Genomic DNA, 26,796 nt, shown 5'->3' with positions numbered 1-26,796 from the left:
CCGGCGGCCATCACAGGGCACCCTTCGTGCTGGGGATGACCCCGGCCGAGCGCGGATCGATCGCGGTGGCCTCCCGCAGGGCCCGGGACACCGCCTTGAACTGCGCCTCCACCACGTGGTGGGCGTCCGGGTGGCCCCCCGGACGGGCCGCCCGCAGCACGTCCACGTGCAGGGTGATCCGGGCCGCCTGGCCGAAGGACTCCCAGATGTGCCGGGTCATGCTGGTCGGGTAGACCGGCCCGATGTACGGGGTCAGCAGCGGCTCGTCGTGCACCACGTACGGCCGACCGGACAGGTCGACGGCGGCCCGGACCAGCACCTCGTCCATCGGGACGGTGGCCGAGCCGTACCGGCGGATGCCGGCCTTGTCCCCCAGCGCCTGATCGAACGCGGCGCCGAGCGCCAACGCGGTGTCCTCCATCGTGTGGTGAGCGTCGATCTCCAGGTCACCCACGGTCTGGACGGTCAGGTCGAAGCCGCCGTGCCGGGCGATCTGGTGCAGCATGTGGTCGTAGAAGCCGACCCCGGTGCTGATCTCCGCCGCTCCGGTGCCGTCCAGGTCGATCTCGACCAGGACCTTGGTCTCCTTGGTGATCCGCTCCACCCGGGCGGTCCGGCTCATCATGTGCCTTTCGGTCGCGGCGGGGCCGACAGGCCCGCCCGCTGGATCTGATCGATGGCTGCCAGGAAGGCGTCGGTCTCGGCGGGGGTGCCCGCGGTCACCCGCAGCCAGCCGGGCAGGCCGACGTCGCGGACCAGCACACCATGATCGAGCATCGCCTGCCAGGCCAGGGTCTGGTCACCGTCGACGGCGTACAACACGAAGTTGGCGTCACTGTCGGCCACCCGCAGGCCACGGCGACGCAGCTCGGTGACGATCCGGTCGCGCTGCTGCATGATCGCGGCGACCGTGCCGAGCAGGGCGTCCCGGTGGGCCAGGGCGGCCCGGGCCGCGGCCTGGGTGAGCGCGGAGAGGTGGTACGGCAGGCGGACCAGTTGCACCGCCTCCACCACGGCCGGATCGGCCGCCAGGTAGCCCAACCGGCCACCGGCGAACCCGAAGGCCTTGCTCATCGTGCGGGTGACCACCAGCCGGGGGTGACCGGGCAGCACCGCCAGGGCGCTGACCGTACCCGGGCGGGCGAACTCCGCGTACGCCTCGTCGACCACGACCATCCCGGGGGCGACCTCCAGCACCGCGGAGATCACCGCCGGGTCCAGGGCCGTGCCGGTGGGGTTGTTCGGCGAGCAGAGGAAGACCACGTCCGGTCGGTGTTCCCGGACCTGGGCCACGGCCTCCTCGACGGTCAGCCCGAAATCGACCCCCCGGCGGGCCGGCACCCACCGGGTGCCGGTGCCCAAGGCCAGGAGCGGATGCATCGAGTACGCCGGGACGAACCCCAGGGCGGTACGCCCCGGACCCCCGAAGGCCTGGAGCAGTTGCTGCTGGATCTCGTTGGAGCCGTTGGCCGCCCACACCCCCTCGGTGGTCAGCCCGTGACCTAGGTAGGCGGCCAGGTCGGCGCGCAACGCCACCGCGTCCCGATCCGGATAGCGGTTGAGGTCCCGCACCTCGGCCGCGACGGCCTTGGTGATCGCCTCGGCCACCTCCTCGGGCACCGGGTAGGAGTTCTCGTTGGTGTTCAGCCGCACCGGCACGTCCAGCTGCGGGGCGCCGTACGGCGACCGGCCGCGCAGGTCGTCCCGGATCGGCAGGTCCTTTAGCCGGGTCATGACATCTCCGGGAAGCGGAGGCTGACCGCCTGGCCGTGCGCCGGCAGATCCTCGACGGTGGCCAGGGTGACCACGTGCGGGGCGACCTCCCGCAGCGCCGCCTCGGTGTACTCCACCAGGTGGATGCCGCGCAGGAAGGACTGCACGGACAGCCCCGAGGAGTGCCGGGCACAGCCGCCGGTGGGCAGCACGTGGTTGGAGCCGGCGCAGTAGTCACCCAGGGACACCGGCGAGTACGCCCCGACGAAGATCGCCCCGGCGTTGCGTACCCGCATCGCCCACTCCCGGGCGTCGACCGTCTGGATCTCCAGGTGCTCCGCCGCGTACGCGTCGACCACCCGCAGCCCGGCCGCCAGGTCGTCGACCAGCACGATGCCGCTCTGCGGACCGCGCAGGGCGGTGCCGACCCGCTCGGCGTGCTTGGTGGCCGGCACCTGCCGGGTCAGTTCCCGGTCCACCGCGTCGGCCAGGGCCACCGAGGGGGTGACCAGCACGCTGGCCGCCAGGGGGTCGTGCTCGGCCTGGCTGATCAGGTCGGCGGCGACATGCACCGGGTCGGCGCTGTCGTCGGCCAGGATGGCGATCTCGGTCGGGCCCGCCTCGGCGTCGATGCCGACCACACCCCGCAGCAGCCGCTTGGCCGCGGTGACCCAGATGTTGCCCGGCCCGGTGATCATGTCGACCGGTGCGCAGTGCGCGCTGCCGGCGGCGTCGACCGCGCAGCCGTACGCCAGCATGGCCACCGCCTGGGCGCCGCCGACGGCATAGACCTCGTCGACCCCCAGCAGGGCGCAGGCGGCCAGCACCCGCGCATCGGGCAGCCCGTCGTTGTCCTTCTGCGGCGGGCTGGCCACCACCAGGGACCGGACTCCGGCTTCCTGGGCCGGTACCACGTTCATCACCACGGTCGAGGGGTACATGGCCAGCCCGCCGGGGACGTACAGGCCGACCCGGTCGACCGGAACCCAGCGTTCGGTGACCGTGCCCCCCGGCACCACCGTGGTGGTGTGATCGGTGCGGCGCTGGTCGGCGTGCACCTTGCGAACCCGGGCGATCGCCTCCAGCAACGCGGCCCGTACCTGCGGATCCAGGGTGCTCTCCGCCGCCGCGATGGCCTCGACGGGCACCCGCAGCACCTCCGGGGCCACCCCGTCGAACCGTTCGCTGGCCTCGCGGACCGCCGAGTAACCATGCTCACGGACCGCCGTCACGAGCGGACGGATCTGCTCGACCGCCACGGAGACGTCGAGCTGGGCACGAGGCAGCAGGTCACGCGGGTCGGACAGGCCGCCGCGCAGGTCGATGCGGTTCAACACCCCTGCGAGTCTAGGCGGCCCGTCAGGGCGGCGACCCGCGCCGCCCGTAGGCCGGGACGGTGAGCCGGGACACTCGTCACCCCGCCGGTGCGGCTACCCTCGATTCCGTGAACGCACGGCTGCCGGTGTTCCCGCTCGCCACGGTGCTCTTTCCCGGGCTGGTGCTGCCACTGCACATCTTCGAGGAACGCTACCGGGCCCTGGTCCGACGCCTGATGGCCCAGCCCGAGGGCACCCCACGCGAGTTCGGGGTGGTGGCCATCCGCAGCGGCTGGGAGGTGGCCCCCGCCCCCGGCCGGGTCCTCGCGGGCAGGGGGGAGTTGACCCTGCACGAGGTGGGTTGCAGCGCGGAGCTACGACAGGTCACCGAGTTGGCCGACGGTGGTTTCGACATCGTCACCGTGGGACGGCGCCGGTTCCGGATCGAGCAGCTCGACAACGCGGCCGAGCCCTACCTGACCGCCGAGGTGAGCTGGCTGCCCGAGCCGACCGGCCCGGACGAGGCGGCGAATCTGCTGGCCTCCCGGGTGATCGCGGTCTTCCGGGAATACCTCGGCCTGATGCGCACCGAGGCCGGTCAGCTGACCGAGCAGCTGCCGGAGGACCCGACCGTGCTCTCCCATCTGGTGGCCGCGACGGCCGCACTGACCGTGGCGGACCGGCAGCGACTGCTCGCGATCGATGACACGACCGCCCGGCTGCGCGCCGAGCTGACCCTGCTCAACCGCGAGGCGGCTCTGCTGCGCCAGGTGCGGGCGGTTCCGGTGCCGCTGGCGGAGTTGGCCAAGCCCCCGCCGGCCCCGAACTGACCCCACCGGCCGCCGGCGCCCCCGGCGCGAACCCGCCGGAGGGCGGTGGCGGGCCGCCCGGGGCAGGCGGTGGCGGGTAGGCGCCCGGAGCGGGCGGTGGCGGATAGCCGCCCACCGCGCCCGGCCCGGCCGGCCAGGGGCCGGGTCCACCGGGCGGGTAGCCGGGCGGCAGGGTCAGGTCGGGCTCCGGCTCCGGCTCCGGCTCCGGGCGCAGCGAGGGCCACTGGGACCAGCCCGCCAGCATGGTGTACGTCACGACGGCGCCGAAGGCCGGCAGGAGCAGGTTGCCGTACGGCAGGGGTAGCACCCCGAGGACCATCTCGATTCCACCGGCCCGCAGATCGGCCGGCTTGGTGAAGGCGGTGCCCTCCGGTGCGGTGGCCAGCAGACGTTCGTAGCTGCCCAGCCCGATGCGGCGGCCGACCTGCCAGGCGACCAGCGCCGCGGCCAACGCCCCGGCCACCGCCACGACCAGCCCGAAGGGGCCCCGGCGGCGGCGCAGCACGATCCACAGGGCCAGCCCGGCGAGCACCCCGAAGGCCAGGCCGAGCAGGCTGAACCAGCCGTCGGCGGCGACCGGCTGCTCCGGCTGAGGCTCGCCGTAGACGGCGCCGTTGGCGGTCTTGACCACCGGGGTGGCCGGGGAGATCACCGCCCACAGCAGCCCCAACGGCACCCCGAGCAGGGCCAGTACGAACACGGCCACCAGTCCCACCCGTACGCCGCGGCGGGGTGGGTCGGCCGGTGCCTGGGGGGCAGCCGAGGCGGCCGGTACGGGCGGTTCGACGGCGGGTGTCTCCGGACTCACCCGATGATCCTCGCAGCTTCCTTCGCGCGCTGTACACGGTGTGGTCGCCTCAGCGGGCGAAGGGCTCCAACATCACCGAGGCGGCCTGCATCCACGCCTGCCGGGTCTCTGCCTGGAGCTGGTGATACTCGATCGAGGAGCCGGTCTCCAGGGCCGGGTCGTAGGGCACCACGGCCACCGCCCGGGTACGGGTGGCGAAGTGCTTCTCCAGATCGTTCTGCAACGGCAGTCGGCCCGGGGTGGGACAGGAGATCAGGGTGACCGCGTTGTCGGCCAGCTCGCCCATGCCCTCGGAGTGCAGCAGGTCGAGCATCCAGTCCGCGCTGAAGGCGGCGTCCTCCCGGGGCACCGTGGTGACCACCAACTGGTCGGCGGCGTGCATCACCGTACGCCAGTTCGGGCTCTCCACGTTGTTGCCGGTGTCCACGCAGATCACCTCGTGGGTACGCCGCAGCAGCTCCAGCACCCGTTTGACGGTGAACTGGTCCAGCCGCTGGGCGAACCGGGGACTCTCCTCACCGGCCAGCACGTCGTAGGACCCGTCGGAGGCGTGTCGCAGGTAGTCGTCCAACGCCTCCAGCAGCTCGTTGCCCTCCCGGATCTCGATCTGGACGAGATCGGCCACCAGGTGCCGGATGGTCCGGGCGTGTCGGGCGCTGCCGGCGCGTAACCCGAGGGTGCCGCGTAACTCGTTGTCGTCCCAGGCCAGCACCCCCCGGCCGCGTACGCTGCCGATGGTCGCCGCCGCCAGCACGGTGGCGGTGGTCTTGTGCACCCCGCCCTTGGGGTTGGCGAAGGCGACCACCCGTGGGGTGCCCAGGTCCTTGCGCAGCACCGCGGCGGCGCGTTCCAACTCGCTCTCGATGCTCTGCGCCCGCCACTCGATCCGCCCGGGACGCCCGGCCACCGCGGCCGAGGCGACCGCCGCGACAGGCCCGGGCGGGGCGGGCGGGGCGGGGAGCCCGGCCGGGGGTGCGGGAGGTGCGCCGAGGCCGGCAGGCGGCCCCTGGGGCCGGCCGGGCGGCTGGTAGCCGCCGTTGTCCAGCAGGGCGTAGCGGGAGTCCATCGGCGGGGCGGCGTGCCGGTACCCGTTGTCCAGCAGGGTGTACCGGGACTCCACCGGCTCCGGTCGACGTGGCTCCGGCACCTGGGGGTAGGCCGGTTCCGGCGGATGGGCCACCGGCTCCGGCGGATATCCGGGGTGGCCGCGGTACCTGGGTGCCGGTCCAGGGGCGTCGAACCGGTAGCCGGGCTCCGGGCGGTAACCCGGGTCGGCGCCGTACGCCCGATCCGGCGGCTGGGCGGTGGCCGAGGCCCGCCCCGAGTAGCCGGAGCCCGACGCCCGACGCGGCAGCGGCTCGGTCGGCGGCGGTGGCTCGTCGGCCTGTCGCTCGTTGGGTGCCTGCTCAGCGCCGCGGCCGCCGAGGCGGGCTCGGTCGAGCAGGGCCCGCCACCGCGGTGCCGGCTCGGCGGGCCGTCCCCAACCGGTCTCGCTGCCGTCCACGGCTCGCCTCCCCAGCGCCTCGGTCTCCGTCTGACAGGCTACGAACGAAACCGTCCTGAGGCCACACCGGGACACCCACCGATATGGCCTCAACTGTCACGGTGTCGGCTCCGGACCGTCCACCACCTGTAGGTCCGTCTCACCCTCGCGGAAGGAATCCGTCGAGGTGGGAGTGGCCGAGGGGGGCGCGTACACCGGCGGGGTCCGGGAGGGCGTCGGCGATGGTGACGAATCCGTCACTTCCGGCGTCACCGGTGCCTCCTCGGGCACCGGCGTCCAGGACGGCAGCGGGTACTTCGGGTTGGGCGTGGGGCTGGACAGCAGCTCCCGATCGACCGGGGGTCGGGCCACGTCGCGCTGCTCGGGCAGCGGCGGGGTGAACACCGTCCGTTCCAGTCGCCGGACCTCCGGGGCGGGATCGACCACCCGTACCCCTGGGCGGGTCGCCACCCCCCGCAGCACGGACGGCTTGGCCCGGACCACGACGGCGTAGACGCAGGCGCAGCTCTCCCGGTAGGCGGCCGCCTCCCGTTCCGCCAGGCGCGCCCCACTGACGTAGAGCTGCCGCAGCTCCCGTTCCTGCGGCCCGCCGCCACCCAGGGCGGCAGCCCGCGACCGGTAGTCCGCGGCCTCCCGTTCCTTGCGTTCGGCCAGGTCCGCCATCCCGGCCGTGACGTCCTCGGGCAGCCGCTGGGCGGGAATGCGCACGATCTCGGTCTGCCGGTCCGGCAGCGGCACCCGGCCGAACACCACGGAGACCCCGACATCGCCGACCACCGTCGCCAGCGACTGCGGGGTGACGTACTCCGACAGGGAGACCAGGGCGTAGGTGCCGTCGGCCAGGGGCGTGCGGCGGGCCAGGCCGGCCAGGTCCGCCGCGGCCGTCCGCTCGTAGCTGGGGATCGAGTCGCCGTCGGCGATGCCCACCCGGGTCACCTCGCCGACCGTGCGGTCGGACAACGGCGGGCCCCCGGTGGCGAACACCGCGGTGAACAGCACGGCGCCGCAGGACAGCACCGCCACCCAGCTGAGCAGCGAGTTGCGGGCCGGCCCCTGGTCCAGCCGTCTCAACATGGCGGCGAGGCGGGGCAGCAGCCGCTGGTCCAGCTGCCGCAGCAGATCGCCGGCACGCACAGGCGGTCCCCTCGTCGGATCGGTCGGGACGGGCGGGACGTGTCAGTCGCGGAGAATCTCCAGCGCGCGCCCCAGATCGTCAGGGTAGTCGCTGACGAAGCGGACCTCGTCCCCCGTACGGGGGTGCTCGAAACTCAACTCTCTGGCGTGCAACCACTGCCGATCCAGCTTGAGCCGGGCGGAAAGAGTCGGGTCCGCGCCGTACGTCAGGTCACCCACGCAGGGGTGCCGCAGGGTGGAGAAGTGCACCCGGATCTGGTGGGTACGACCGGTTTCCAACTGCACGTCGACCAGGCTGGCCGAGGGAAACGCCTCGATGGTGTCGTAGTGGGTGATGCTCGGCTTGCCGCCGGAGACCACCGCCCAGCGGTAGTCGTGATGGGGGTGGCGGTCGATCGGGGCGTCGATGGTGCCGCGCAGCGGATCCAGGTGCCCCTGCACCACGGCGTGGTAGCGCTTCTCCACCTCGCGGTACTTGAAGGCCCGTTTGAGGAAGCTGTACGCCTGCTCGCTCTTGGCCACCACCATGATCCCGGTCGTGCCGACGTCGAGCCGGTGCACCACCCCCTGGCGCTCGGCGGCGCCGCTGGTGGCGATGGTGTGGCCGATGGCGGCCAGTCCGCCGATCACGGTCGGGCCCCGCCAGCCGGGGCTGGGGTGGGCGGCCACCCCGACCGGCTTGTCGACCACCACGATGTCGTCGTCGGCGTAGACCACCCGCAGGCCCGGTACCGCCTGCGGCACCACGATCGGCGCCGCGACCGGCGCGGGCAGGGTCACCTCGAGCCAGGCCCCGGCCCGGACCTTGTGCGAGTTGGGGCGTACCGCGCCGTCGACCAAGGCCTCCCCGGCGTCGACGAGGGCGGCGGCGGTCGTCCGGGACAGCCCGAACAGCCGGGCCACCGCCTGGTCCAGTCGCATTCCGTCCAGGCCGTCCGGGACGGGCAGGCTGCGGTGGTCGCCACCGGCGGAGAAGGTCGTCGTCATGCCGGCTCCCGCCGCTCGTCGTCCGTGGTCTGCGCCGTCGGTTCCGGCGCGCGTTCGGCAGCCTTGCGGTCGTCGCCGACCAGCCGGGTGCCGTCACGCTGGCGGCCGGTGAACTCCAGCCAGACGGCCAGGACCACGCCGCAGACCAGGGCACTGTCCGCGATGTTGAAGATCGGAAAGACCCGGCCGTACGGGTCGAACACGCTGATCATGTCGACCACGTGGCCGACGAACCAGCCCGGGGCCCGGAAGATCCGGTCGATCAGGTTACCGGTGACGCCGCCGACCACCAGGCCGAGGGAGATGGCCCAGGGCACCGACCGCAGGGTCTTCCCCATCCAGCCGATCCAGGCCAGCACCCCGATCGCGATCAGCGGGAAGACCCAGGTGTAGTCCTTGCCGATGCTCCACGCGGCCCCGCTGTTGCGGGTCAGGGAGAGATAGAGGGCACCACCGAGCAGCCGCACCGGCTCCCGGTCGCTCAGCTCGGCCAGCGCCAGGTGCTTGGTGAGCAGGTCGACCGCGAACGCGAAGGTCGCCAGGCCGAGCAGGATCGCTACGGGTCTACGCCGCGATCTCGTGGCGGTGCCCGGCTCGGCGGTGCCGGATCCTGCGGACGGTACTGCGCTCATCTGCTCCCCATCGACGTATCACGGCGGTGCCGTGGCACCGCCGTGCACCAGCGCCGGGGAGCCCGCCGTCAGCGTCGCTCCGCCAGCTGTTTGCAGGTCACACAGAGGGTGGCCGACGGGAAGGCGGCGAGCCGCTCCACCGGGATGGGGTTGCCGCACCGCTCGCACCAGCCGTAACCACCTTCGTCGAGGCGCTCCAGAGCCCGCTCGACCTGCGTGATCCGTTCCAAGATGCTGTTGGCGAGAGAGATCTCCTGCTCCCGCTCGAACGTCTTCGTGCCGGTGTCGGCCTGGTCGTCCCCGGCCGAGTCGGTGAGGCGGTCGCGCTGCAGCTCGGTGATCTCGCTCAGCGTCTGATCGTACTCGGCGCGCAGCTCGTCGTGCCGTGCTGCCAGGGCGGCGCGGATCTTCTCGGTCTCCGCGGCACTGCGGGTGGACGTCATCGCGGGCTTACGACCGGCGGTCCTGGTGTCGGCTGGTTTGGCCATCATCACTCCCTATGCCACGGAACCGCGGAGGTCCGCGGCGCCCCTGGACTGAGGCCGCCGGCATCGGCCACCCCAGGTACAAAACGGGCGCGCGGCCCACTGGCCGCGCACTCCGGAGATTCGCAAGGATACGGAACGTAAGGTCGTCCGACAACGTGCCGCACCGAATTGCCCGTTCCACCCCGATCCGTACGGGAACGAAGCACAGCGAACGCTAGCAGACCCCCACCCCCAACCCCCGCCTCCCGCAAAGTTGATCAAGAAGTTCGCGTCTGGATCCGGCGATTCCGCGACGCAAACCTCTTGATCAACACGGGTGGCCGGGGTGGTCAGTGAGGCGGGGGGTTGAGGAGGCGGTGGAGGTTGGCCGGGAGGTCGGTGGGGGCGGGGTCGATCACGAAGAGTTTGTCGCGGCTGGCCGCGCCGGTGCGTAGGGATACCGCGGCCGGGCGGACACCGAGGGCCTCGGCCAGGGCACGACGGGCGGCCTCGGTGGCCCGGCCGTCGACCGCGGGAGCGTTGACCGCGATCACCAGAGCGGGCCCGTGGGGGCCGTCGTAGCGGCCACCCACCCGGGCCCGGGAGGCCCCCGGCTTGACCCGGACGGCGACCGTCAGCGCCTCGGCGGTCATCGGCTCGGATCAGTACCGTTCGGACTGCGCCAGCAGGATGGTGTCCGGGGTGCAGTCGGCGCACGGGGTGAAACCCAACGAGACCGCCTCGGCCACCACCAGGGGCTCGTGGTCCCGCCCGACCAGGTGCGTGCACTCGTCGAGGTGATAGCGGGGCCGGCCGTCGACCACCCGGACCTCGTCCAGCAGTCGGGACACCCGGGCAGCCTGCTCGGGGGTGACCTCCTGCGCGCCGGGCTCGTCGTCGTACGGCTCTCCCGCTCCGGCGGTCGCCACGGACACCCCCGCGTCCGCGGCGGCCATCGACTCGGCGGCGGTGGTCGTCGGCGCGGTCAGGTCAGCGGCCGTCGGCGTGGTCGCCTCGGCGGTGCCCATCGTGGTCGTCACCGGCGACCCGGGTGGTTGCCGCCACCCGGGCACACCGGCATCCGAGGTTGATGGGACATGCTGGGTCGGGATGGTGGCCGAACGACCCCCGGCACCCTCCCGCTGGGTCGCGGCCCGGCCGGCGGCAGCCTGGCGGGCCCCCGCGACCAGTGCCACCGCAGCCAGCAGGCTGGCGCCGATGGAGACGACCAGCAGGGCACTGGACCCACTGGCCAACCCGAACACAAGAAGCGCCACCGCGACGAGGATGAGCGCGAGACTGATGACTATCACGGCTCACCCCCGCCGCGTCGTAGAAGTTGAGGCAGGGCAGGCGGCCGTCAGGACGGCCGCCGCCCGGTTCAGCGACCGGCCTCGAGTGCCCCGGAGCGACCCCCGCCGTAGGAACCGGCGAGACCTGCGGCGGCCAGGCCGTTGCCCGCCGCGCGGGTGCCCTCTCCGCCACGGGTCATCTCCGCCTCCAGGCCCTGACCACGACCGTCGAGGTCGCGCAGCTGGCTCTCCAGGTAGGCCTTGAGACGGGTACGGTACTCGCGCTCGAACTGCTTGAGCTCCTCGATGTGCTTCTGCAGCGCGGTGCGCTTGGCGTCCAGGCCGCCCATGGCCTCCTGGTGACGCTGGCGGGCGTCCCGCTCCAGCGCGTCGGCCTTGGCGCGGGCCTCGCGGGTGACCTCCTCGGCCTTGGAACGGGCCTCGGAGAGCAGCTGGTCGGCCTCACGACGGGCGTCGGAGACGTGGTCGTCGGCGGTCCGCTGGGCCATCATCAGCACCCGCAGCGCCTGCTGCTCGCCGTCACCGCCCGGCACCGCGCCACCGGCGGCGGCGCGTACCTGCTCCAGCTCGGCCTGCATCGCGCGGGCGGCCTGCTCGGCGGCGGCCTTGTCGCGCTGCACCCGGTCGAGCTGGGCCTTGACGTCGTTGAGCTCGGCCGCCAGGCGGGCGTCGCCACCGGGGCCGGCGGGTGCGCCGCCCCGCCCACCGCGCTCCACCTGGGCGCGCAGTTCGTTGTTCTCCTCGATCAGACGGGCGAGTTCGCGCTCGACCTCGTCCAGGAAGGCGTCGACCTCCTCCTCGTCGTAGCCCCGCTTACCGATCGGCGGCTTCTTGAAGGCGACGTTGTGGACGTCGGCCGGGGTCAGCGGCATCGAAACTCCTCGGGTCAGTTGCGGCCGCGATAGCGCGTCGGTCATCAGGCGGTCCTGAAGATCGCCGGCTCTAACACAAACCTCATCAGCACGAACAGGATAACCAGGAGCACAAGGGAGGCCAGGTCGATGCTCACGGTACCAATTCGCAGCGGAGGGATCACACGCCTCAACGCCCAGAGCGGGGGATCAGTGACGCTCCACACGGATTCCAGTCCGGCTGATGCACCGCGACCAGGCTGCCAGCGCCGCCCGTACTGAAGGACCGCACTCAGTACGAACCGGGCCAGCAGGATGATCAGGAACAGATAGGTGATCAGGTAGAGGACCTGTAGCAAGATCGACAACACGGTAGGCGACGTCCCTCGGGTCGGGCGGGTCAACTCAGGCTGAAGAACCCGCCCTCGGCGATCTTGGCCTTGTCCTCCGCGGTGACCTGGACATTGGCCGGCGAGAGCAGGAACACCCGGTTGGTCACGCGCTCGATCGTACCGCGCAGGCCGAACGCCAGCCCGGCAGCGAAGTCCACCAGTCGGCGGGCATCGGCCTCATCCATCTCGGTGAGGTTGATGATCACGGGCACCCCGTCGCGGAAGTGCTCGCCGATGGTGCGGGCCTCCCGGTAGGTGGTCGGGTGCAGGGTGGTGATCTGGTAGCGCTGCTCCTCCTCCTGGACCACCGCACGCTCGCGGGGCTGCGCCTGCGGCGCCAGGGCCAGGTTGTCCCGGGTGTGGTACGTCAACGCGCCGGACTGCTCCCCCGAGGACCGGGTGATCGAGCGTACGCTGGACCGATCCACCCGCTCGGGGCGGTCGGAGTCCAGTCGCTCGGACTCGCCCAGCCGACTGCTGGAGCGCTCGCCGAGCCGACCCCGGTCGCCGAGCCGGGGACGAGGCGCCGGAGGCTCGTCCATCTCGTCGTCCGCCTCGTCGGCGAACTCCTCGGCGTACCGGCTCTGCCGGTAGCGCGACTCGCGGTACCCACCCTTGTCGTACCCACCGTCGTCATAGGCCCGCTCGTCGTCCTCTTCGACAAGTCCGAGCCAGACCCCCGCCTTGCGCAGTGCACCCATCCCCGCGCCCTTCCCGTCCGCCGTGCGGCACACGCCCCCGTACGTGTCGCCTGTCGCGAGTGGACCATTCCTGCCCACCGGACCGGAACGGCAATCCCCTGACGCACAATTCGCGTTGCACGTCACGCCCCCCGGTCGCCGGTAAGGCCGCTCCCACAAACAACACTGATGTAATTTGCTTCTCTCGCGGCCAGGCTACCGCAGCGTGGGACGCATTCCGAGCAACGCGCTGCCGACGCGGACATGTGTCGCGCCGTGGCCGATCGCCGCCTCCAGATCCCCGCTCATCCCGGCCGACAGGACGACGGCCTGCGGATGCTCCGCCCGCAACCCCTCGGCGATGGTGGCCAGCCGGGCGAAGGCCCGCTCCGGCTCCCACCCCAGGGGCGCCACCGCCATCAGCCCGGCCAACCGCAGTCCCGCCGAGTCGGCCACCGCGGCGGCCACCGACCCCAGGCCGATGTCCGGATCGGCCGAGTCGGCCACCGCCCCGCCACGGGACGGGTCGCCGTCGACACTCACCTGCACCAGCACCTCCAGCGGCCGGTCCCGTCGGGCGGTCGCGGCGGCGTCCAGGGCGGCGGCCAACCGGACGCTGTCGACCGACTGGACCACGTCGGCGTACTGGACCACGGACTTCACCTTGTTGCGCTGCAGGCGCCCGATGAAGTGCCAGCAGGGGGTGACCCCGGCCGCCGCCACCTGGGCGGCCTTCGGGGCCGCCTCCTGGTCGCGGTTCTCACCGACGTCGGTCACCCCGAGCCCGGCCAGGGCGATCACGTCGGAGGCGGGGTAGGTCTTGGTGACCGCGATCATGGTCACCTCGGTCCGATCCCGGCCCACCGCCGCGCAGGCGTCGGCGATCCGGGACCGGACCCGCGCCAGCCCGGCGGCCAGTTCGGCACGTCGGTCCGGGCGTACCAGAGCGGGGCTGTCCGTCATGGCCGGTACTCAGGAACCGTTCTTGAGAAAGTCGGGCACGTCCACGTCGTCGAAGAGCACCCGGCGCGGCGACTGGGGTGCCACCGGGGTGGCCGGCGAGGGTACGACCGGGGTGCTCGGCTGGGCGGGCTGGTTCTGATTGGTCTTGCGGGCCGGCTCGGCCGCCTTGTAGGCCGGGGTGCCGCCGTCGAAGCCCGCCGCGATCACGGTCACCCGCACCTCGTCGCCGAGCGCGTCGTCGATGACCGCACCGAAGATGATGTTGGCGTCCGGGTGGGCCGCGTCCGTGACCAGCTGCGCCGCGTCGTTGATCTCGAACAGACCCAGGTCGGAGCCACCGGCGATGGAGAGCAGCACCCCGCGCGCGCCGTCCATGCTCTGCTCCAGCAGCGGGCTGGAGATGGCCGCCTCGGCCGCCTCGACCGCGCGGTTCTCGCCCCGGGCGCTGCCGATGCCCATCAGCGCGCTGCCCGCGCCGCTCATCACGCTCTTGACGTCGGCGAAGTCCAGGTTGATCAGACCCGGGGTGGTGATCAGGTCGGTGATGCCCTGGACACCGGAGAGGAGCACCTGGTCCGCGGTACGGAAGGCGTCCATCATGCTGATGTTGCGGTCCCCGAGGGCCAGCAGCCGGTCGTTCGGGATGACGATCAGGGTGTCGCACTGGTTGCGCAGCTCGTCGATGCCGGCCTCGGCCTGCACCTGGCGACGCTTGCCCTCGAAGGAGAACGGGCGGGTCACCACACCGATGGTCAGGGCGCCCAGCTTCCGGGCGATGTTGGCCACCACGGGCGCGCCGCCGGTGCCGGTGCCGCCACCCTCACCGCAGGTCACGAAGACCATGTCGGCGCCCTTGAGGACCTCCTCGATCTCGTCGCGGTGATCCTCGGCGGCGTTCTTGCCGACGTCCGGGTTGGCGCCGGCGCCCAGACCCCGGGTCAGTTCACGGCCGACGTCCAGCTTGACGTCGGCGTCGCTCATCAGCAGCGCCTGGGCGTCTGTGTTGATCGCGATGAACTCGACGCCTTTGAGCCCAACCTCGATCATCCGGTTGACGGCGTTCACGCCGCCGCCCCCGATGCCGACGACCTTGATGACCGCCAGGTAGTTGTGCGGAGGTGTCATCTCCGGTCCTTCCCTTCGAGATTGGCTACTCCCCGACCGGTTACGGCGCGGCCAGACCCATGGTCGACCCGACTGTCACCAGCGAGGCCGAGGGGGTAAACCCTCACCCTCTACTAGAGGGTTACAGTTATGTCAACCACTGATCCTCTTTCCGGCAACGTAGGCGCAGCCGAGCGAGGAACCAAGGACCCTTTCGGCGTGTCGCCGGTCAAGCGGGAGGGTTCACGCCCCTGATCGGTCGCTCACCGGAAGGTGACCACCTCCGGGGCGCTGACGTCGATCCGGGTGGCGTCCTGATCCAGCAGGGCGGTGGCCACCCGGGCCTTGTCCGTCCCCCGGGTGGAGTCTCCCCAGAAAACGGTCAAGTCGTCCCGCAGCCGGACGCTGATCCGGGCCAGGCCCTCGACCGTGATCTCCACCAGGTCCGCCCGCAACTGCGGGGTGAGGGCATCGAGCACCTCCAGGGCGGCATGGGTCGCCGGATTCTCCGCACCCGGGTCGGTCATCCGGATCAGCGGAAGGCCCGCCGGGCGCTGCGGCAGGGTACGGAAGGCCACCCCGGCGGCGTCGACCACCACGAACTGTTCCCCGCTCGGCACCACCGCCACCGGGGTGCGCTCGGTGAGTCGTACGACCAGGGCGTCCGGCCAGTCCCGGTGCACCGACACCCGCTCCACCGGCGGCAGGGCGCCGATCCGGTCCGCCAGCTCGGTCAGGTCCACCCGGGCCAGGGGAGCCCCGTCGAGCACCCCGGCGGCGTTGCGTACCTGCACGTCGGTGACCAACTCGGCGCCCTCCACCCGCACCTCGCGTACGCCGAACAGTCCGGTGCCCAGCAGCACCCAGGCCACCAGGCCGGCCACGGCCAGCACCCCGCCGGCCACCGCCCACGGCAGTGCGGCCCGCATCCGACGGCGCCGGGCCCGGGCCATGAACCGGCGGGTGGAGGCGGGCACCGCGTCCCGACCGGCACGGACCAGCTGCCACTGGCGGACCGGACGCCACCCTCCGCCACCGTCCACCCCGCCACCGCGTCGGCGGGCCGGTCCGGGACTCATTCCACCCCGGGGGCCGCGCCGTTGCGCGCGGCGGCGTCGGGCACCGTACCGCCGATGCTCGCCGAACCCCCGGCCAGGCCACCGGCCACCGTGCCGGCGTCCGGATCGGCGGTACGCGCAGTCAAGGCGGCCAGCAGTTCGTCACCCATCAGCGAGATCGGCGGGGCGCCCATGGTCACCACCACGTCGCCGGGGCGGGCCCGACGGGCCACCTCCGTCGGGGCGTCCTCCCAGGAGTCGACGAAGACCTTCCGTTCCGCCGGCAACCCGACCGCCTCGATCAGGGCCGCCGACCCCTCCCCCGGGCCGCGCTGCTCACCCGGGCCGAAGACCTCCAGCAGCACCAACTCGTCCGCGATCGCCAGCGCCTCGGCGATCTCCGACTGCAGGTCCCGGGTCCGGTACAGCCGGTAGGGCTGGAAGACCACCAGCAACCGGCCCTCGCCGGCCACCTCACGCAGGGTCCGCAGCGCCAGGGTTATCGAGGTCGGGTGGTAGGCGTACTCGTCGTACACCAGGACACCGTCGGCGACCCCCTTGCGTTCGAAGCGCCGCCGTACCCCGGGGAACGACCCCAGCGCGGCCTCCGCGGCCGTCAACGGCAACTCCAACAGGTACGCGGCCAGCACCGCCGAGGCGCTGTTGAGGGCCATGTGCCGGCCGGGCACCGGCATCCGGAACTCCCCCAGCGGGCGTCCGTCGATGTGGGCCAGGTAGCGCACCCCCTGAGCCGAGGAGGCCATCTCGCTGAGCCGCAGATCGGCCTCGGCGGACTCGCCGTAGGTGTACACCCGGCGTCCCTCCGCCCGCAGGATGGCCGCCAGCCGCTGCCCACCCGGATCGTCCGCGCAGGTGATGATGAAGCCGTCCGGGTCGGTGAGCCGGGCGAACTCGGCGAAGGTGGCCTCCAGATTGGCCAGGTCGCCGTAGGTGTTCAGGTGATCCGCCTCGATGTTCGTGACGATCGAGACGAACGGGCGGTAGATCAGGAAGGACCGGTCGCTCTCGTCGGCCTCGACCACGAAGTACTCGCCGGTGCCGTGGTGGGCGCCCGAGCCCACCTCGGAGATCTCGCCACCGATCACGAAGGAGGGATCGGCGCCGGCCCGCTGGAACACCATGGTGACCATGGAGGTGGTGCTGGTCTTGCCGTGGGTGCCGGCGACCGCCACCGTACGCCGGCCGGTCATCGCAGCGGCCAGGGCCTCGGAACGGTGCAGGATCCGTAGGCCACGCCGCCGGGCCTCGACCATCTCCAGGTGGTCGGCCGGGATGGCCGAGGAGTAGACCACGGTGTCGACACCGTCCAGGTTGGCCGGCTCGTGGGTCATGTGGATGGTCCCGCCGAGGGCCCGCAGGCCGGCCAGCGACGGCCACTCGCGCAACTCGCTGCCGGAGACCGGCAGGCCCCGGGTGAGGAACAGCCGGGCCAGGCCGCTCATGCCGACCCCGCCCACCCCGATCAGGTGGATGTGACCCAGATCCTCGGCGGTCACCGTACCGGCCGGGCTGAACGTTCTCATCGGGCCGCACCTTCTTTCGTTCGCGACTGCGGGGCTCGCAGGCCCGGCTCACTCCTCGCGCTCACTGAGCCGATCTTCGTTCGCGACTGCGGGGCTCGCAGGCCCGGCTCACTCCTCGCGCTCACCGGGAAACCGCCTCGTAGACGAAGTTGAGCAGGGCCTCGTCACCGTCGCGGCGGCCGTAGGCCGCGGCGGCATTGCCCATCGCGTGCAGCCGCTGCGGGTCCCGGATCAGCGGGATGACGGTACGTTCCAGCCAGTCCGGGGTCAGTTCGCCGTCGTCGACCAGCAGGCCACCGCCGGCCTCGACCACCGGCAGGGCGTTGCGCTTCTGCTCCTGGTTGCTGTGCGGGTACGGCACATAGATGGTCGGCAGACCGATGGCCGCCACCTCCGCGCAGGTCATCGCACCCCCCCGGCCCAACATCAGGTCGGCGGCGGCGTACCCGGCATCCATGTCGGACAGGTACGGCAGGGTCACGTACGGCACCGGCAGGTCGGTGGGGATCGACACCGGCTCGTTGCGGGCCCCCATCACGTGCAGCACCTGGATGCCGTTGCGGGCCAACTCCTTGGCCGCCCCGGCCACCGCCAGGTTGATCGACCGGGCCCCCTGGGAACCACCCGCCACGAAGAGCACCGGCAGGTCCGGACGGAGCCCGAAGTGGGCCCGGGCCGCGCCGCGCATGGCCACCCGGTCCAACCCGGCGATGTTGCGCCGCAGGGGTACCCCGACCACCCGGGCCTCCCGCAGCGCCTCGGCCTGGGCGGGTTGGTGGGGGAAACCCACCGCCACGTTCTTGGTGAACTTCATGCCCAGCCGGTTGGCCACCCCCGGCGGCACGTTGACCTCGTGGATGACGATCGGCAGCTCCCGCCGCCAGGCGGCCAGGTACGCCGGCACGGAGACGTACCCGCCGAAGCCGACGACCACCTCGGCGCCCACCTCGTCGATGACCTTGCCTGCGGCGCGGGCCGCGGTCCACATCCGGCCCGGGGTACGGACCAGGTTCAGGTTGATCGACCGGGGGAGCTGGTACGCCGGGATGTTGCGCAGGTCGTAGCCGGCGGGCGGGATCAGCTGGTTCTCCAGGCCCTTCGGTGTGCCGAGACAGGTGATCCGGACGCCGGGGTCGTGACGGCGCAGGCAGTCGGCGAAGGCGAGCAGCGGGTAGATGTGTCCCCCGGTGCCACCGCCTGCGAGTACCACCGAACGCAGCGGACCCATCAACGTCTCCTCTCGTTCGCCGACCCGCCGCGGCCCCGGCTGTCCCGGGCACCACGCGATGCGGCCTGGTCGTCCTCACGCCGATTACGGGCCCGGGGTACGGACCTGCGGGCAGCCGGCGGCGACGCCGCACGGCGACGCCGGCCGGGAATCGGCGGCAACGGAGCCCACACTAGTCGGACCCATCGGGCGGGCGGACGGGCATGCAGGGCCCGGGCCGCATCGGGTTCCGCCCGGGCGAAGGAGGCCAACATGCCGACCGCCGCGAGGGTGACGACCAGGGCGCTGCCGCCGACCGAGATGAACGGCAGGGGTACCCCGGTCAGCGGCAGCAGACCGATCACCCCGCCGATGTTGATGAAGGCCTGCCCGATCAGCCAGGCGGTGGCGCCGGCCGCCGCCAGCCGCCGGAAGGGATCGTCGACCCGGCGGGCGATGCGCAGGCCGGTGTAGGCCAACACGGCGAACAGGGTGACCACCACCGCGCAGCCGACCACCCCTAGTTCCTCGGCGATCACCGCGAAGATGAAGTCGTTCTCGGCCGCCGGCAGCCAGTCCCACTTGCTGCGCCCCTGACCCAGCCCGGTGCCGAACCAGCCCCCGTTGGCGATGGCGTACCGGGCCTGCACCATCTGGTAGCAGAGTTCCTCTCGGCACTGCTCCAGCGGCGGCGGGCTGACGAACATGGTCAGTCGCTGCAGCCGGTAGTTCTCCTCACCCACGACCCCGGAACCGGCGCCGAGGGAGGCCACCGCCACCAGCAGGCCGATGCCGGCCAGGCCGATCGCGCTGAGGGTGGCGAAGACCCGCAGCCGCACCCCGGCCGCCCAGAGCAGGCCGACGACCAGCGCCACCAGGCAGAGCATGCTGCCCAGGTCGTTGTAGCCGACCAGCACGAACATCAGGCCCACCACCGGGAACAGCGGGGTGGCCAGCTCCCGCCACCAGCCCAGCGCGGCACCCTTGCGGGCCAGCACGTACGCCCCCCACAACACCAGCGCGAACTTCGCCAGCTCGGAGGGCTGCAACCCGAGACCACCGACGTACAGCCCGAGCAGCTCGGCCTCCAGCGGCCCGATCCTCGCCGGGGAGCCGGTCAACCGCCCGTACGCCACCAGCGCGTTCAGCAGCAACAGCAGTCCCACCGCGACGGCCAGCACCGGCCGCCCCAGGGCCCGGAAGGTCCGGGCCGGCAGACGCTGGCAGACCCAGAAGGCCACGATGCCGATGACCGCGAAGAGCGCCTGCTTGACCAGGGAGGCGGAGGCGTTGCCCCCGGCGGCGTAGTCGCGCACGCTGGTGGCCGAGAAGACCATGGTGAGGCCGATCAGCAGCAGCAGCCCCGAGCTGGCCAGCAGCAGATGGTACGAGGCCAGGGGCCGGGACAGCAGGCCACGCAGGGCGGCCAGGGCGGCGAATCCGCCCATCGGGTCCAGGCCACGCCACGGACCACCCTCCGCTACCGGAGCGGACGAACCCGCCCCACCGGCCCGGGCGGCGCTACCCGTGGCGGACCCGGCACCCCGCCCCGCAGCACCCTCCCCGCCAGCGGTCCCACCACCCGCCGTGACCGCCGTACCACTCTTGGCCGCAGCACCCTCTCCGCCCGCGGCACGACCACGCCGCCGACCCACCGACTCCCCGCCACTGTCTTCCCAGGCCTCCCCCACAGCGCCATCATCGCCGCTGCCACCACCCCACGCCCCCGGTATCCCCCACTCGGCGTGTCGCACCCCCGGCCCCCCGCCGTGGTTGATCAAGAGGTTTGCGTCTGAATCCGGCCTTCCGGTGACGCAAACCTGTTGATCAACGCCGCTGAACGGGGGTCAGCCCATGTTGGCCAGGAAGTCGCTGTAGAAGAGGCCCAGGGCGATGGCCACCCCGATGCCGGCGATGATCCAGAAGCGGACCACGATGTTGACCTCGCTCCAGCCGGCCAGTTCGAAGTGGTGCTGGAGGGGGGACATCCGGAAGACCCGCTTGCCGGTGGTCTTGAAGGAGATGATCTGGATGACCACCGACATGGTGATGATCACGAACAGGCCGCCGATGATCGGCAGGAGCAGGATCGTCCGGGTGGACATCGCCATGCCGGCGATCAGGCCGCCCAGGCCCAGGGCCCCGGTGTCCCCCATGAAGATGCGGGCCGGTGAGGTGTTCCACCACAGGAAGCCCACACAGGCCCCGGCCGCCGCCCCGGCGATCAAGGCGATCTCCAACGGGTCCCGCACGGCGTAGCAGTAGTTGTTCGGGTTGGCGGTGTACGCCGGGTCGGCGCACCAGTGCCGGTACTGCCAGAAGGCGATCACCGCGTACGCCCCGAGCACCATCACCGAGGCCCCGGTGGCCAGGCCGTCCAGGCCGTCGGTGAGGTTCACCCCGTTGGTCGCCGCCATCACCACGAAGATGAAGATGATCACCGCGCCGATCTTGGTGACCTCCAGGGCCGGGATGTCCCGGATGAAGCTCAACGTCGTACTGCCGACGGTCTCGGTGTTGGTCTGGGCGCCGTCGGCGTCCGTCATGGTGGAGGGGAACCAGAGGGCGACCACCCCGAACACCGCGCCGACCAGGATCTGCCCGAGCAGCTTGCCCTTGGCGCTCAGGCCACCGCTGTGCCGCTTGCGCACCTTGAGGAAGTCGTCGATGAAGCCGACCGCGCCGCAGAAGACCATCAACCCGAGCAGCACCAGCGCGGTGATGGTCGGCTCCACCTGGGCGATCTGCGCGTCCGGCAGGGTGGTCAGGGCCAGGTGACCGGCCACGTACGCGATCACGGTGGCGAGGATGAACACCACCCCGCCCATGGTCGGGGTGCCCTTCTTGCCCTGGTGCATCTGCGGGCCCTCGGCCCGGATGGGCTGACCCGCCTTGAGCCGGGTGAACACCTTGATCGCGATCGGGGTGCAGAACAGCGAGACCAGGAAGGCCACCCCGATGGCGACGATGACGGCCCTCACGCGGCGCCACCCCCGGTGGCCGGATCAGCCTCGGCACGCAGCGCGTCGGCCACCTCCCAGGTCCGGTACCGGGACCCCTTCACCAGGACCACGTCCCCCGGCCGTAGCTCGCTGCGCAGCACCTGAACGGCCGCCGCCTGATCGGTGAGCAGCACCGATTCTCCTCCCCAGTCACCTACCGATGTCGCCCCGTGGTGGATCGGCGCCGCCGTCTCGCCGACCACGAGCAGCCGGTCGACACCCAACTCGGCCGCCAGCCGACCCACCTCGGTGTGCCCCTGCTCCTCGTACTCGCCCAGTTCGGCCATGTAGCCGAGGACCGCCAGGGTTCGCCGGCCCGCGCCCACGCCGGCCAGCGCCCGCAACGCCACCGCCATCGAGGCCGGGTTGGCGTTGTACGAGTCGTCGATCACGGTCACCCCGTCGGGACGCTCGAAGACGTCCATCCGGCGGGTGGAGACCAGGCCCAGCTCGCCCAGGGCGACCGCGATCTCGGCCAACGGCATACCCAGCTCCCGGGCCACCGCCGCGGCGGCGAGAGTGTTCCAGACCTGGTGCCGCCCGGTCAGACCGAGCCGCACGGAGGCGCTCCCCTCCGGGGTCACCAGGGTGTACGCGGCCCGCCCCCGCTCGTCCAGGGTCACCTCCGCCGCCCGCACCTCGGCGTGCGCCGCCTCGCCGTAGCGGACCACCCGGGCGGTCGTACGCTCGGCCATCGCGTCGACCAACGGGTCGTCGGCGTTGAGCACCGCCAGGCCCTCGGCCGGCAGGGCCTCGACCAGTTCACCCTTGGCCAGGGCGATGTTCTCCTGCGAGCCGAACTCGCCGATGTGCGAGACCCCGACGTTGAGCACCACGGAGATGCGCGGCGGGGCCACCTCGCACAGGTACCGCACGTGCCCGATGCCCCGGGCCCCCTTCTCCAGCACCAGGTAGCGCGTCGAGGGCCCGGCCTGCAGGGCGGTGTACGGGTGACCCAGCTCGTTGTTGAACGACCCGGGGGGCGCCACGGTCTCCCCCAGCCGCGCGGTCAGCTGGGCGACCAGATCCTTGGTGGTGGTCTTGCCGGAGGAACCGGTCAACCCGATCACGGTCAGCTCGGGCAGCCGGTCCACCACGGCACGCGCCAGTCGGGCCATCGCGGCCAGCGGATCGGCGACGATGATCATCGGTACGCCGGGCACCTCACGGCTACCCAGCACGGCCACCGCCCCGGCCTGCACCGCCGAGTCGGCGAAGTCGTGCCCGTCCACCTTCTCCCCGTCGAAGGCGACGAAGAGGCCGCCGGGGGTGACCTTGCGGGAGTCGAACTCCACACTGCCGGTGACCTGCCCGACCGGGTCGGCGGCGACCAGCCGCCCGTCGACGGCCGAGGCGATCTCGGCCAGGCTCAAGGCGATCATCGCTGGCCTCCCAGGCTGCCGAAGCGGGCCCGCAGCGCGTCGGCCAGTTCGGTCACGTCATCGAACGGATATACCTCACCGGCGATCTCCTGACCACGTTCGTGGCCCTTGCCGAGCACCGCGACCACATCCCCGGGCTCGGCCAGCCGGACCGCCTCGTCGATCGCCGCCCGCCGCCCAGCCACCTCGAGAACCCGGGCCGAAGTCCCGGCCCCGGTCGCCCCGGCCAGCACCTCGGCGCGGATCGCCGCGGGATCCTCGGTGCGGGGATTGTCGTCGGTCACCAGCACCACGTCGGCTCCCTGGGCGGCGGCGGCACCCATCGTCGGCCGTTTGCCCCGATCCCGGTCACCGCCCGCGCCGATCACGCAGATCAGTCGGCCGCTGCTCATCTCCCGCAGGGCGGCCAGCACCGCCACCACCGCGTCGGTCTTGTGGGCGTAGTCGACGACCCCGCGTACCCCGCCGGCCACCCCCACCGACTCCAGCCGCCCGGGTACCCCGCCGCAGGCGGCCACCCCGGCCGCCGCTACGGCCGGCTGCACCCCGGCGGCCACCAGTACGGCGACGGCCAGCAGGGCGTTCGCCACGTTGTGCCGCCCGGGCAGCGCCACCCCGGCGTCGAGCACCAGATCGTCCGGGCCGTGCAGGGTGAACCGCTGGGCGTACCCCTCGCCGTCGATGTGCTCCGCCCACCAGGTGGCCGACCGGTCACCGGCTGCGGAGAAGCTGACCGTGGCGGGCCGGAACAGGCCCTTCAGCGCCGGATCGTCATGGTTGAGCACCTCGACCCGGCAGCGGCCGTCGAACAGCCGCGCCTTGGCCGCGAAGTAGTCGTCGGCGTCGGCGTGGAAGTCGAGGTGGTCGGAGCCGAAGTTGGTCCAGCCCCCCACGTCGAAGCGCACCCCGCCGACCCGCCCCATCACCAGGGCGTGGCTGGACACCTCCATGACCACCGCGGTGACCCCGCGTTCGAGGGCGGCGGCGAGCATCGCGTGCAGGTCGGTGGCCTCCGGGGTGGTCCGGACGCTGTCGAGAACCAGGTCGCCGAGGCGGGTCTCCACGGTGCCGATCAGGCCGGTGGTGTGGCCGGCGGCCCGCAGCCCCGACTCGACCAGGTAGGCCGTGGAGGTCTTGCCAGCGGTGCCGGTGACCCCGATCACGGTCAACTTCTCGGTCGGGTTGCCGTAGACGGCCGAGGCCAGGGTGCCGAGCACCGCACGTGGGTCGGGCACCACCAGGATGGGCAGCCCGTGCTCGGCGGCCAGTTCGGCACCGGCCGGGTCGGTGAGCACCGCCAGGGCACCGGCCGCCGCCGCCTCGGCGACGAACTCCGCGCCGTGACGCCGGGCACCGGGCAGGGCCGCGTACAGATCGCCGGGGTGGACCTCACGGCTGGCGTGGGTCACCCCGGTCACCACCGGATCGACGGTGATAGGGGGCGCCACGGCGAGCCGGGCGGCTAGGTCACCGAGCCGGATTCCGGTCACGGTACGGGGACGAGGATTGCCGCGCACGGCGTCAGACCCTACCCGGTCGCCCGCTCGTGGCCGCACGGCGCGCCTGAATCTCCGCCACAGGGAGTCGAACCGCAGGTCGGACGGCGACTGGCCAGCCGGGCAGCCCGGATCGACCCGCCGGCACGGCCTGCCGGCGGGTCGATGCGGACCGGACCGTCCTACGGGAAGACGGTGAACTTCGGCGCGGGCTCACTGGAGGGGGGCACCTTGAAGTGCCGCAGAGTGAAGGTCATCATGTCCCGGAAGGCCGGCGCCGCCACCTTCCCGCCGCCACCGCTCGGGCTGTGCACGAAGACCGCGATCACGTACCGGGGGTTCTCCGCCGGTGCCATCCCGATGAACGAGGCGACATCCCCGGGCTGCTTCTTGCCGTCGACCAGCCGCCACCCGGTGCCGGTCTTACCGGCCACCCGGTAGCCGGGGACCGCCGCGGCCAACCCGGTGGCGTTCTCCACCGTGGTGACCGCCTCCAGCAGGGTACGCAGGGCCTTGGCGTTCTCCGGGCTGAGCACCGCACGGGTCGCCGGCGCCTCGGCCGGGGTCCGGTTACCCTGCGGGTCGATGGTCTCCTTGACCAGGTGCGGCTGGATGTAGGTGCCGTCGTTGGCGATGGCGGCGTAGGCGGCGGCCATCTGCAGGGGGGTGGCATCCACGCTGTGCCCGATCGGCACCGACCCGTGCGACGAGTCGCTCCACTCCGACAACGGCAGCAACCGGCCGCCGGCCTCACCGGGCATACCTACCCCGGTCGGCTTCCCCAGACCGAACCGGCGCTGGTAGTCGATCAGCCGTTCCGGGCCCAGCTTGTCGGCGATCTGGATGGTGCCGACATTCGAGGAGTACGCCATCATCCCGGCCACACTCATCCGCCGTCCGTTGGCGAAGTGGGTGTCCGGGAACCAGGTGTCGCCCTTGCGGATCGCGTTGGACACCGGAAACGAGGTGTCCGGGGTGATCACCCCCTCCTGGAGGGCCGCCCCGAAGGTGATCGCCTTGTGCACCGAGCCCGGGTCGACCACGAAGCTGGTGGCCGCGTCCTCCCGGTCGGTCGGCTCGCTGGCCTGCGGTCGCGCCGCGTTGTAGGTCGGCTGGCTGGCCTGGGCCAGCACCTCCCCGGTACGCACGTCCAGCACCACCGCGGCGGCCGTGCTGGCCTGGGCCGCCTTGGCCTGCTCGCTGAGGATCCGCTGCGTCATGAACTGGAGGTCCCGGTCGATGGTCAGCACCATCGAACTGCCCGGCTTGGCCGGGGTGGTGCGGCTGTAGCCGGTGGGGATGGGCGCGCCGAGGCCGATCTCGAAGGTCCGCTCGCCGTCCTCGCCGTGCAGCAGGTCGTCGTAGCGGGCCTCCAGCCCCTCCAACCCGGTCATGTCGAGGCTGGTGAAGCCGATCAGGTTGGCGGCCAGGTCACCGCCGGGCACCTCGCGCCGCTCGTCACGCTGGGTGTAGATGCCGGGCAGTTCGAGCTTCATGATCTCGCGGGCCCGGTCGATGTCCACCCCCCGGGCCAGGTACTCGAACCGCGAGTCGACCCCGTTGATCCGCTTGCGGGGCTGCATCTTCTCGGCCAGCTCGGAGGCGGGGATGCCGAGCAGCGGGGAGAGGGTCCGGGCGGTCGCCGGGATGTCCTGCACCCGGGTGGGATCGGCGTAGACGTAGCGGGCCTCGACGCTGTGCGCCAGGGCGGCCCCGTCCCGGTCGTAGATCGCCCCCCGCGGCGCGGGTAGCTGCACGGTCCGCAGCCGGTCGGCCACCCCTCCGTCGGCGTACGCCGGGGTGTCCACGGTCTGGAGCACGACCAGCCGGATGCCGATGGCGACGAACATGGCCATCACCAGCGCCGTACCCAGCCGCAGGCGACGGGCCGGATCGGCGAGCCTGGGCGGGCGGGGTGGCTTGCGGGCGGGACGGCGGGGGGCCCCGCGCTCCTGGCGCCGGGGGTCGGTCACCCGCCGACGGGGCGGCTCGGCCTCCTCGCCACCGGGGGTGCGGGGCGTGACGGTACGCACCACCGAGGTGCGACCGGTGGCACCGTCCCTGCGGGCCGCGGCGCCCGACCGGCCCCCACCCCGGGCCGCCGCCGCCCGACCCCCGTCGAGCACCTGGAGGGCCGGCCGGAAGGGATCCTGGGACCGGTTGCTGCGGGGGGTACGCCGCTGCTCGGCCCGCCCGGCCGCCGGGGTGGCGCCGCCTTCACGGATGGTGCGACCCCGAGGGGTGTACGCCCGGGCGTCGGAGATGCCGCCGATGCCCGGTTCGCCGCCGCGTTCCCCGGCGGCGCGCTCTCCATTGCCGCGGGGTGGCACCTGCCGATCGGAGGCACCACGTGACGAACCGCGCCGGGAGCCTGTGGCGTCCCGGCGCGGTTCCTCCGACCTCGGTGGCACGG

General features: G+C 72.4%; 25 protein-coding genes. 1 reads left to right on the top strand and 24 read right to left on the bottom strand.

Translation table 11 applies throughout. From position 1 onward, the window contains the following. Positions 1 to 10: 10 nt before the first annotated feature. Genes hisB through hisD form a run of 3 tightly spaced genes read right to left on the bottom strand, consistent with a single transcriptional unit; the run spans position 11 to position 3,050 of the window. Positions 11 to 622 (bottom strand): imidazoleglycerol-phosphate dehydratase HisB, encoded by a 612-nt coding sequence (hisB, locus tag OIE53_RS02160; RefSeq protein ID WP_327027035.1) that lies wholly within the window; start codon positions 620 to 622, stop codon positions 11 to 13. Continuing rightward, positions 622 to 1,734 (bottom strand): histidinol-phosphate transaminase, encoded by a 1,113-nt coding sequence (locus tag OIE53_RS02155; protein WP_327024866.1) that lies wholly within the window; start codon positions 1,732 to 1,734, stop codon positions 622 to 624. The genes hisB and OIE53_RS02155 overlap by 1 nt, the downstream gene beginning before the upstream one ends. Continuing rightward, positions 1,731 to 3,050, bottom strand: coding sequence for a histidinol dehydrogenase (hisD, locus tag OIE53_RS02150; RefSeq protein WP_327024865.1), 1,320 nt, complete (start codon positions 3,048 to 3,050; stop codon positions 1,731 to 1,733). The genes OIE53_RS02155 and hisD overlap by 4 nt, the downstream gene beginning before the upstream one ends. A 107-nt stretch (positions 3,051 to 3,157) precedes the next feature. On the opposite strand from hisD, the gene OIE53_RS02145 reads away from it, so the two are divergent. Then, the gene (locus tag OIE53_RS02145; RefSeq protein WP_327024864.1) at positions 3,158 to 3,859 is read left to right on the top strand and encodes an LON peptidase substrate-binding domain-containing protein; all 702 of its coding nucleotides are present in this window, start codon (positions 3,158 to 3,160) and stop codon (positions 3,857 to 3,859) included. Here OIE53_RS02145 and OIE53_RS02140 read toward each other — a convergent pair. The 21 genes from OIE53_RS02140 to OIE53_RS02040 form a co-directional block, all read right to left on the bottom strand. After that, positions 3,771 to 4,667, bottom strand: coding sequence for a DUF2567 domain-containing protein (locus tag OIE53_RS02140; protein ID WP_327024863.1), 897 nt, complete (start codon positions 4,665 to 4,667; stop codon positions 3,771 to 3,773). The genes OIE53_RS02145 and OIE53_RS02140 overlap by 89 nt on opposite strands. Before the next feature lie 49 nt (positions 4,668 to 4,716). Further along, positions 4,717 to 6,171: an AAA family ATPase gene (locus OIE53_RS02135; RefSeq protein WP_327024862.1), complete on the bottom strand. Its 1,455-nt coding sequence runs from the start codon at positions 6,169 to 6,171 to the stop codon at positions 4,717 to 4,719. 96 nt (positions 6,172 to 6,267) lie between these two features. Next, the gene (locus OIE53_RS02130) at positions 6,268 to 7,305 is read right to left on the bottom strand and encodes a hypothetical protein (protein WP_327024861.1); all 1,038 of its coding nucleotides are present in this window, start codon (positions 7,303 to 7,305) and stop codon (positions 6,268 to 6,270) included. 42 nt (positions 7,306 to 7,347) lie between these two features. Then, the gene (locus OIE53_RS02125; RefSeq protein ID WP_327024860.1) at positions 7,348 to 8,292 is read right to left on the bottom strand and encodes an RluA family pseudouridine synthase; all 945 of its coding nucleotides are present in this window, start codon (positions 8,290 to 8,292) and stop codon (positions 7,348 to 7,350) included. After that, complete coding sequence (gene lspA, locus OIE53_RS02120; protein ID WP_327024859.1) at positions 8,289 to 8,924, bottom strand: signal peptidase II; 636 nt, start codon at positions 8,922 to 8,924, stop codon at positions 8,289 to 8,291. The genes OIE53_RS02125 and lspA overlap by 4 nt, the downstream gene beginning before the upstream one ends. A gap of 68 nt (positions 8,925 to 8,992) precedes the next feature. Then, positions 8,993 to 9,412, bottom strand: a complete 420-nt coding sequence (locus OIE53_RS02115; protein WP_327024858.1) for a TraR/DksA family transcriptional regulator — start codon at positions 9,410 to 9,412, stop codon at positions 8,993 to 8,995. Positions 9,413 to 9,741: 329 nt separating this feature from the next. After that, the gene (locus OIE53_RS02110; protein ID WP_327024856.1) at positions 9,742 to 10,044 is read right to left on the bottom strand and encodes a DUF167 domain-containing protein; all 303 of its coding nucleotides are present in this window, start codon (positions 10,042 to 10,044) and stop codon (positions 9,742 to 9,744) included. Positions 10,045 to 10,053: 9 nt separating this feature from the next. Continuing rightward, the gene (locus tag OIE53_RS02105; RefSeq protein WP_327024855.1) at positions 10,054 to 10,704 is read right to left on the bottom strand and encodes a hypothetical protein; all 651 of its coding nucleotides are present in this window, start codon (positions 10,702 to 10,704) and stop codon (positions 10,054 to 10,056) included. 68 nt (positions 10,705 to 10,772) lie between these two features. Beyond that, entirely contained in the window at positions 10,773 to 11,576 is an 804-nt protein-coding gene (locus OIE53_RS02100; protein WP_327024854.1) for a DivIVA domain-containing protein, read from the bottom strand. Between the two features lie 44 nt (positions 11,577 to 11,620). Continuing rightward, positions 11,621 to 11,926, bottom strand: coding sequence for a YggT family protein (locus OIE53_RS02095; RefSeq protein WP_013735078.1), 306 nt, complete (start codon positions 11,924 to 11,926; stop codon positions 11,621 to 11,623). A gap of 29 nt (positions 11,927 to 11,955) precedes the next feature. After that, on the bottom strand, positions 11,956 to 12,648 hold the full coding sequence (locus OIE53_RS02090) for a cell division protein SepF (protein WP_327024853.1): 693 nt from the start codon (positions 12,646 to 12,648) through the stop codon (positions 11,956 to 11,958). Between the two features lie 195 nt (positions 12,649 to 12,843). Further along, entirely contained in the window at positions 12,844 to 13,590 is a 747-nt protein-coding gene (locus OIE53_RS02085) for a YggS family pyridoxal phosphate-dependent enzyme (protein WP_327024852.1), read from the bottom strand. A gap of 9 nt (positions 13,591 to 13,599) precedes the next feature. Continuing rightward, a complete protein-coding gene (gene ftsZ / locus OIE53_RS02080) occupies positions 13,600 to 14,715 on the bottom strand; it encodes a cell division protein FtsZ (protein ID WP_327024851.1) in 1,116 nt (371 codons plus the stop codon). Between the two features lie 242 nt (positions 14,716 to 14,957). Then, on the bottom strand, positions 14,958 to 15,737 hold the full coding sequence (locus OIE53_RS02075) for a cell division protein FtsQ/DivIB (protein WP_327027034.1): 780 nt from the start codon (positions 15,735 to 15,737) through the stop codon (positions 14,958 to 14,960). Between the two features lie 32 nt (positions 15,738 to 15,769). Then, positions 15,770 to 17,296, bottom strand: coding sequence for a UDP-N-acetylmuramate--L-alanine ligase (gene murC / locus OIE53_RS02070; RefSeq protein WP_327024850.1), 1,527 nt, complete (start codon positions 17,294 to 17,296; stop codon positions 15,770 to 15,772). Positions 17,297 to 17,417: 121 nt separating this feature from the next. Next, positions 17,418 to 18,524 (bottom strand): undecaprenyldiphospho-muramoylpentapeptide beta-N-acetylglucosaminyltransferase, encoded by a 1,107-nt coding sequence (gene murG, locus OIE53_RS02065; protein WP_327024849.1) that lies wholly within the window; start codon positions 18,522 to 18,524, stop codon positions 17,418 to 17,420. Further along, positions 18,524 to 19,951 (bottom strand): FtsW/RodA/SpoVE family cell cycle protein, encoded by a 1,428-nt coding sequence (locus tag OIE53_RS02060; RefSeq protein ID WP_327024848.1) that lies wholly within the window; start codon positions 19,949 to 19,951, stop codon positions 18,524 to 18,526. The genes murG and OIE53_RS02060 overlap by 1 nt, the downstream gene beginning before the upstream one ends. 399 nt (positions 19,952 to 20,350) lie before the next feature. Further along, entirely contained in the window at positions 20,351 to 21,484 is a 1,134-nt protein-coding gene (gene mraY / locus OIE53_RS02055) for a phospho-N-acetylmuramoyl-pentapeptide-transferase (protein WP_327024847.1), read from the bottom strand. Then, positions 21,481 to 22,887 carry a UDP-N-acetylmuramoyl-tripeptide--D-alanyl-D-alanine ligase gene (locus tag OIE53_RS02050; protein ID WP_327024846.1) on the bottom strand — a complete coding sequence of 469 codons (1,407 nt, stop codon included), beginning with the start codon at positions 22,885 to 22,887 and terminating at the stop codon, positions 21,481 to 21,483. The genes mraY and OIE53_RS02050 overlap by 4 nt, the downstream gene beginning before the upstream one ends. After that, positions 22,884 to 24,404, bottom strand: coding sequence for a UDP-N-acetylmuramoyl-L-alanyl-D-glutamate--2,6-diaminopimelate ligase (locus OIE53_RS02045; protein ID WP_327024845.1), 1,521 nt, complete (start codon positions 24,402 to 24,404; stop codon positions 22,884 to 22,886). Before OIE53_RS02045 ends, OIE53_RS02050 begins: the two co-directional genes overlap by 4 nt. A 161-nt stretch (positions 24,405 to 24,565) precedes the next feature. After that, positions 24,566 to 26,794, bottom strand: a complete 2,229-nt coding sequence (locus tag OIE53_RS02040; RefSeq protein WP_327024844.1) for a peptidoglycan D,D-transpeptidase FtsI family protein — start codon at positions 26,792 to 26,794, stop codon at positions 24,566 to 24,568. Positions 26,795 to 26,796: the final 2 nt, after the last annotated feature.

It is taken from the genome of Micromonospora sp. NBC_01739 (assembly GCF_035920385.1).
In the GTDB taxonomy this organism is placed as follows: Bacteria; Actinomycetota; Actinomycetes; order Mycobacteriales; family Micromonosporaceae; genus Micromonospora.
The sequence above is the reverse complement of the archived record's forward strand: the minus strand, read 5'-3'. Positions and strand labels throughout refer to the sequence as shown.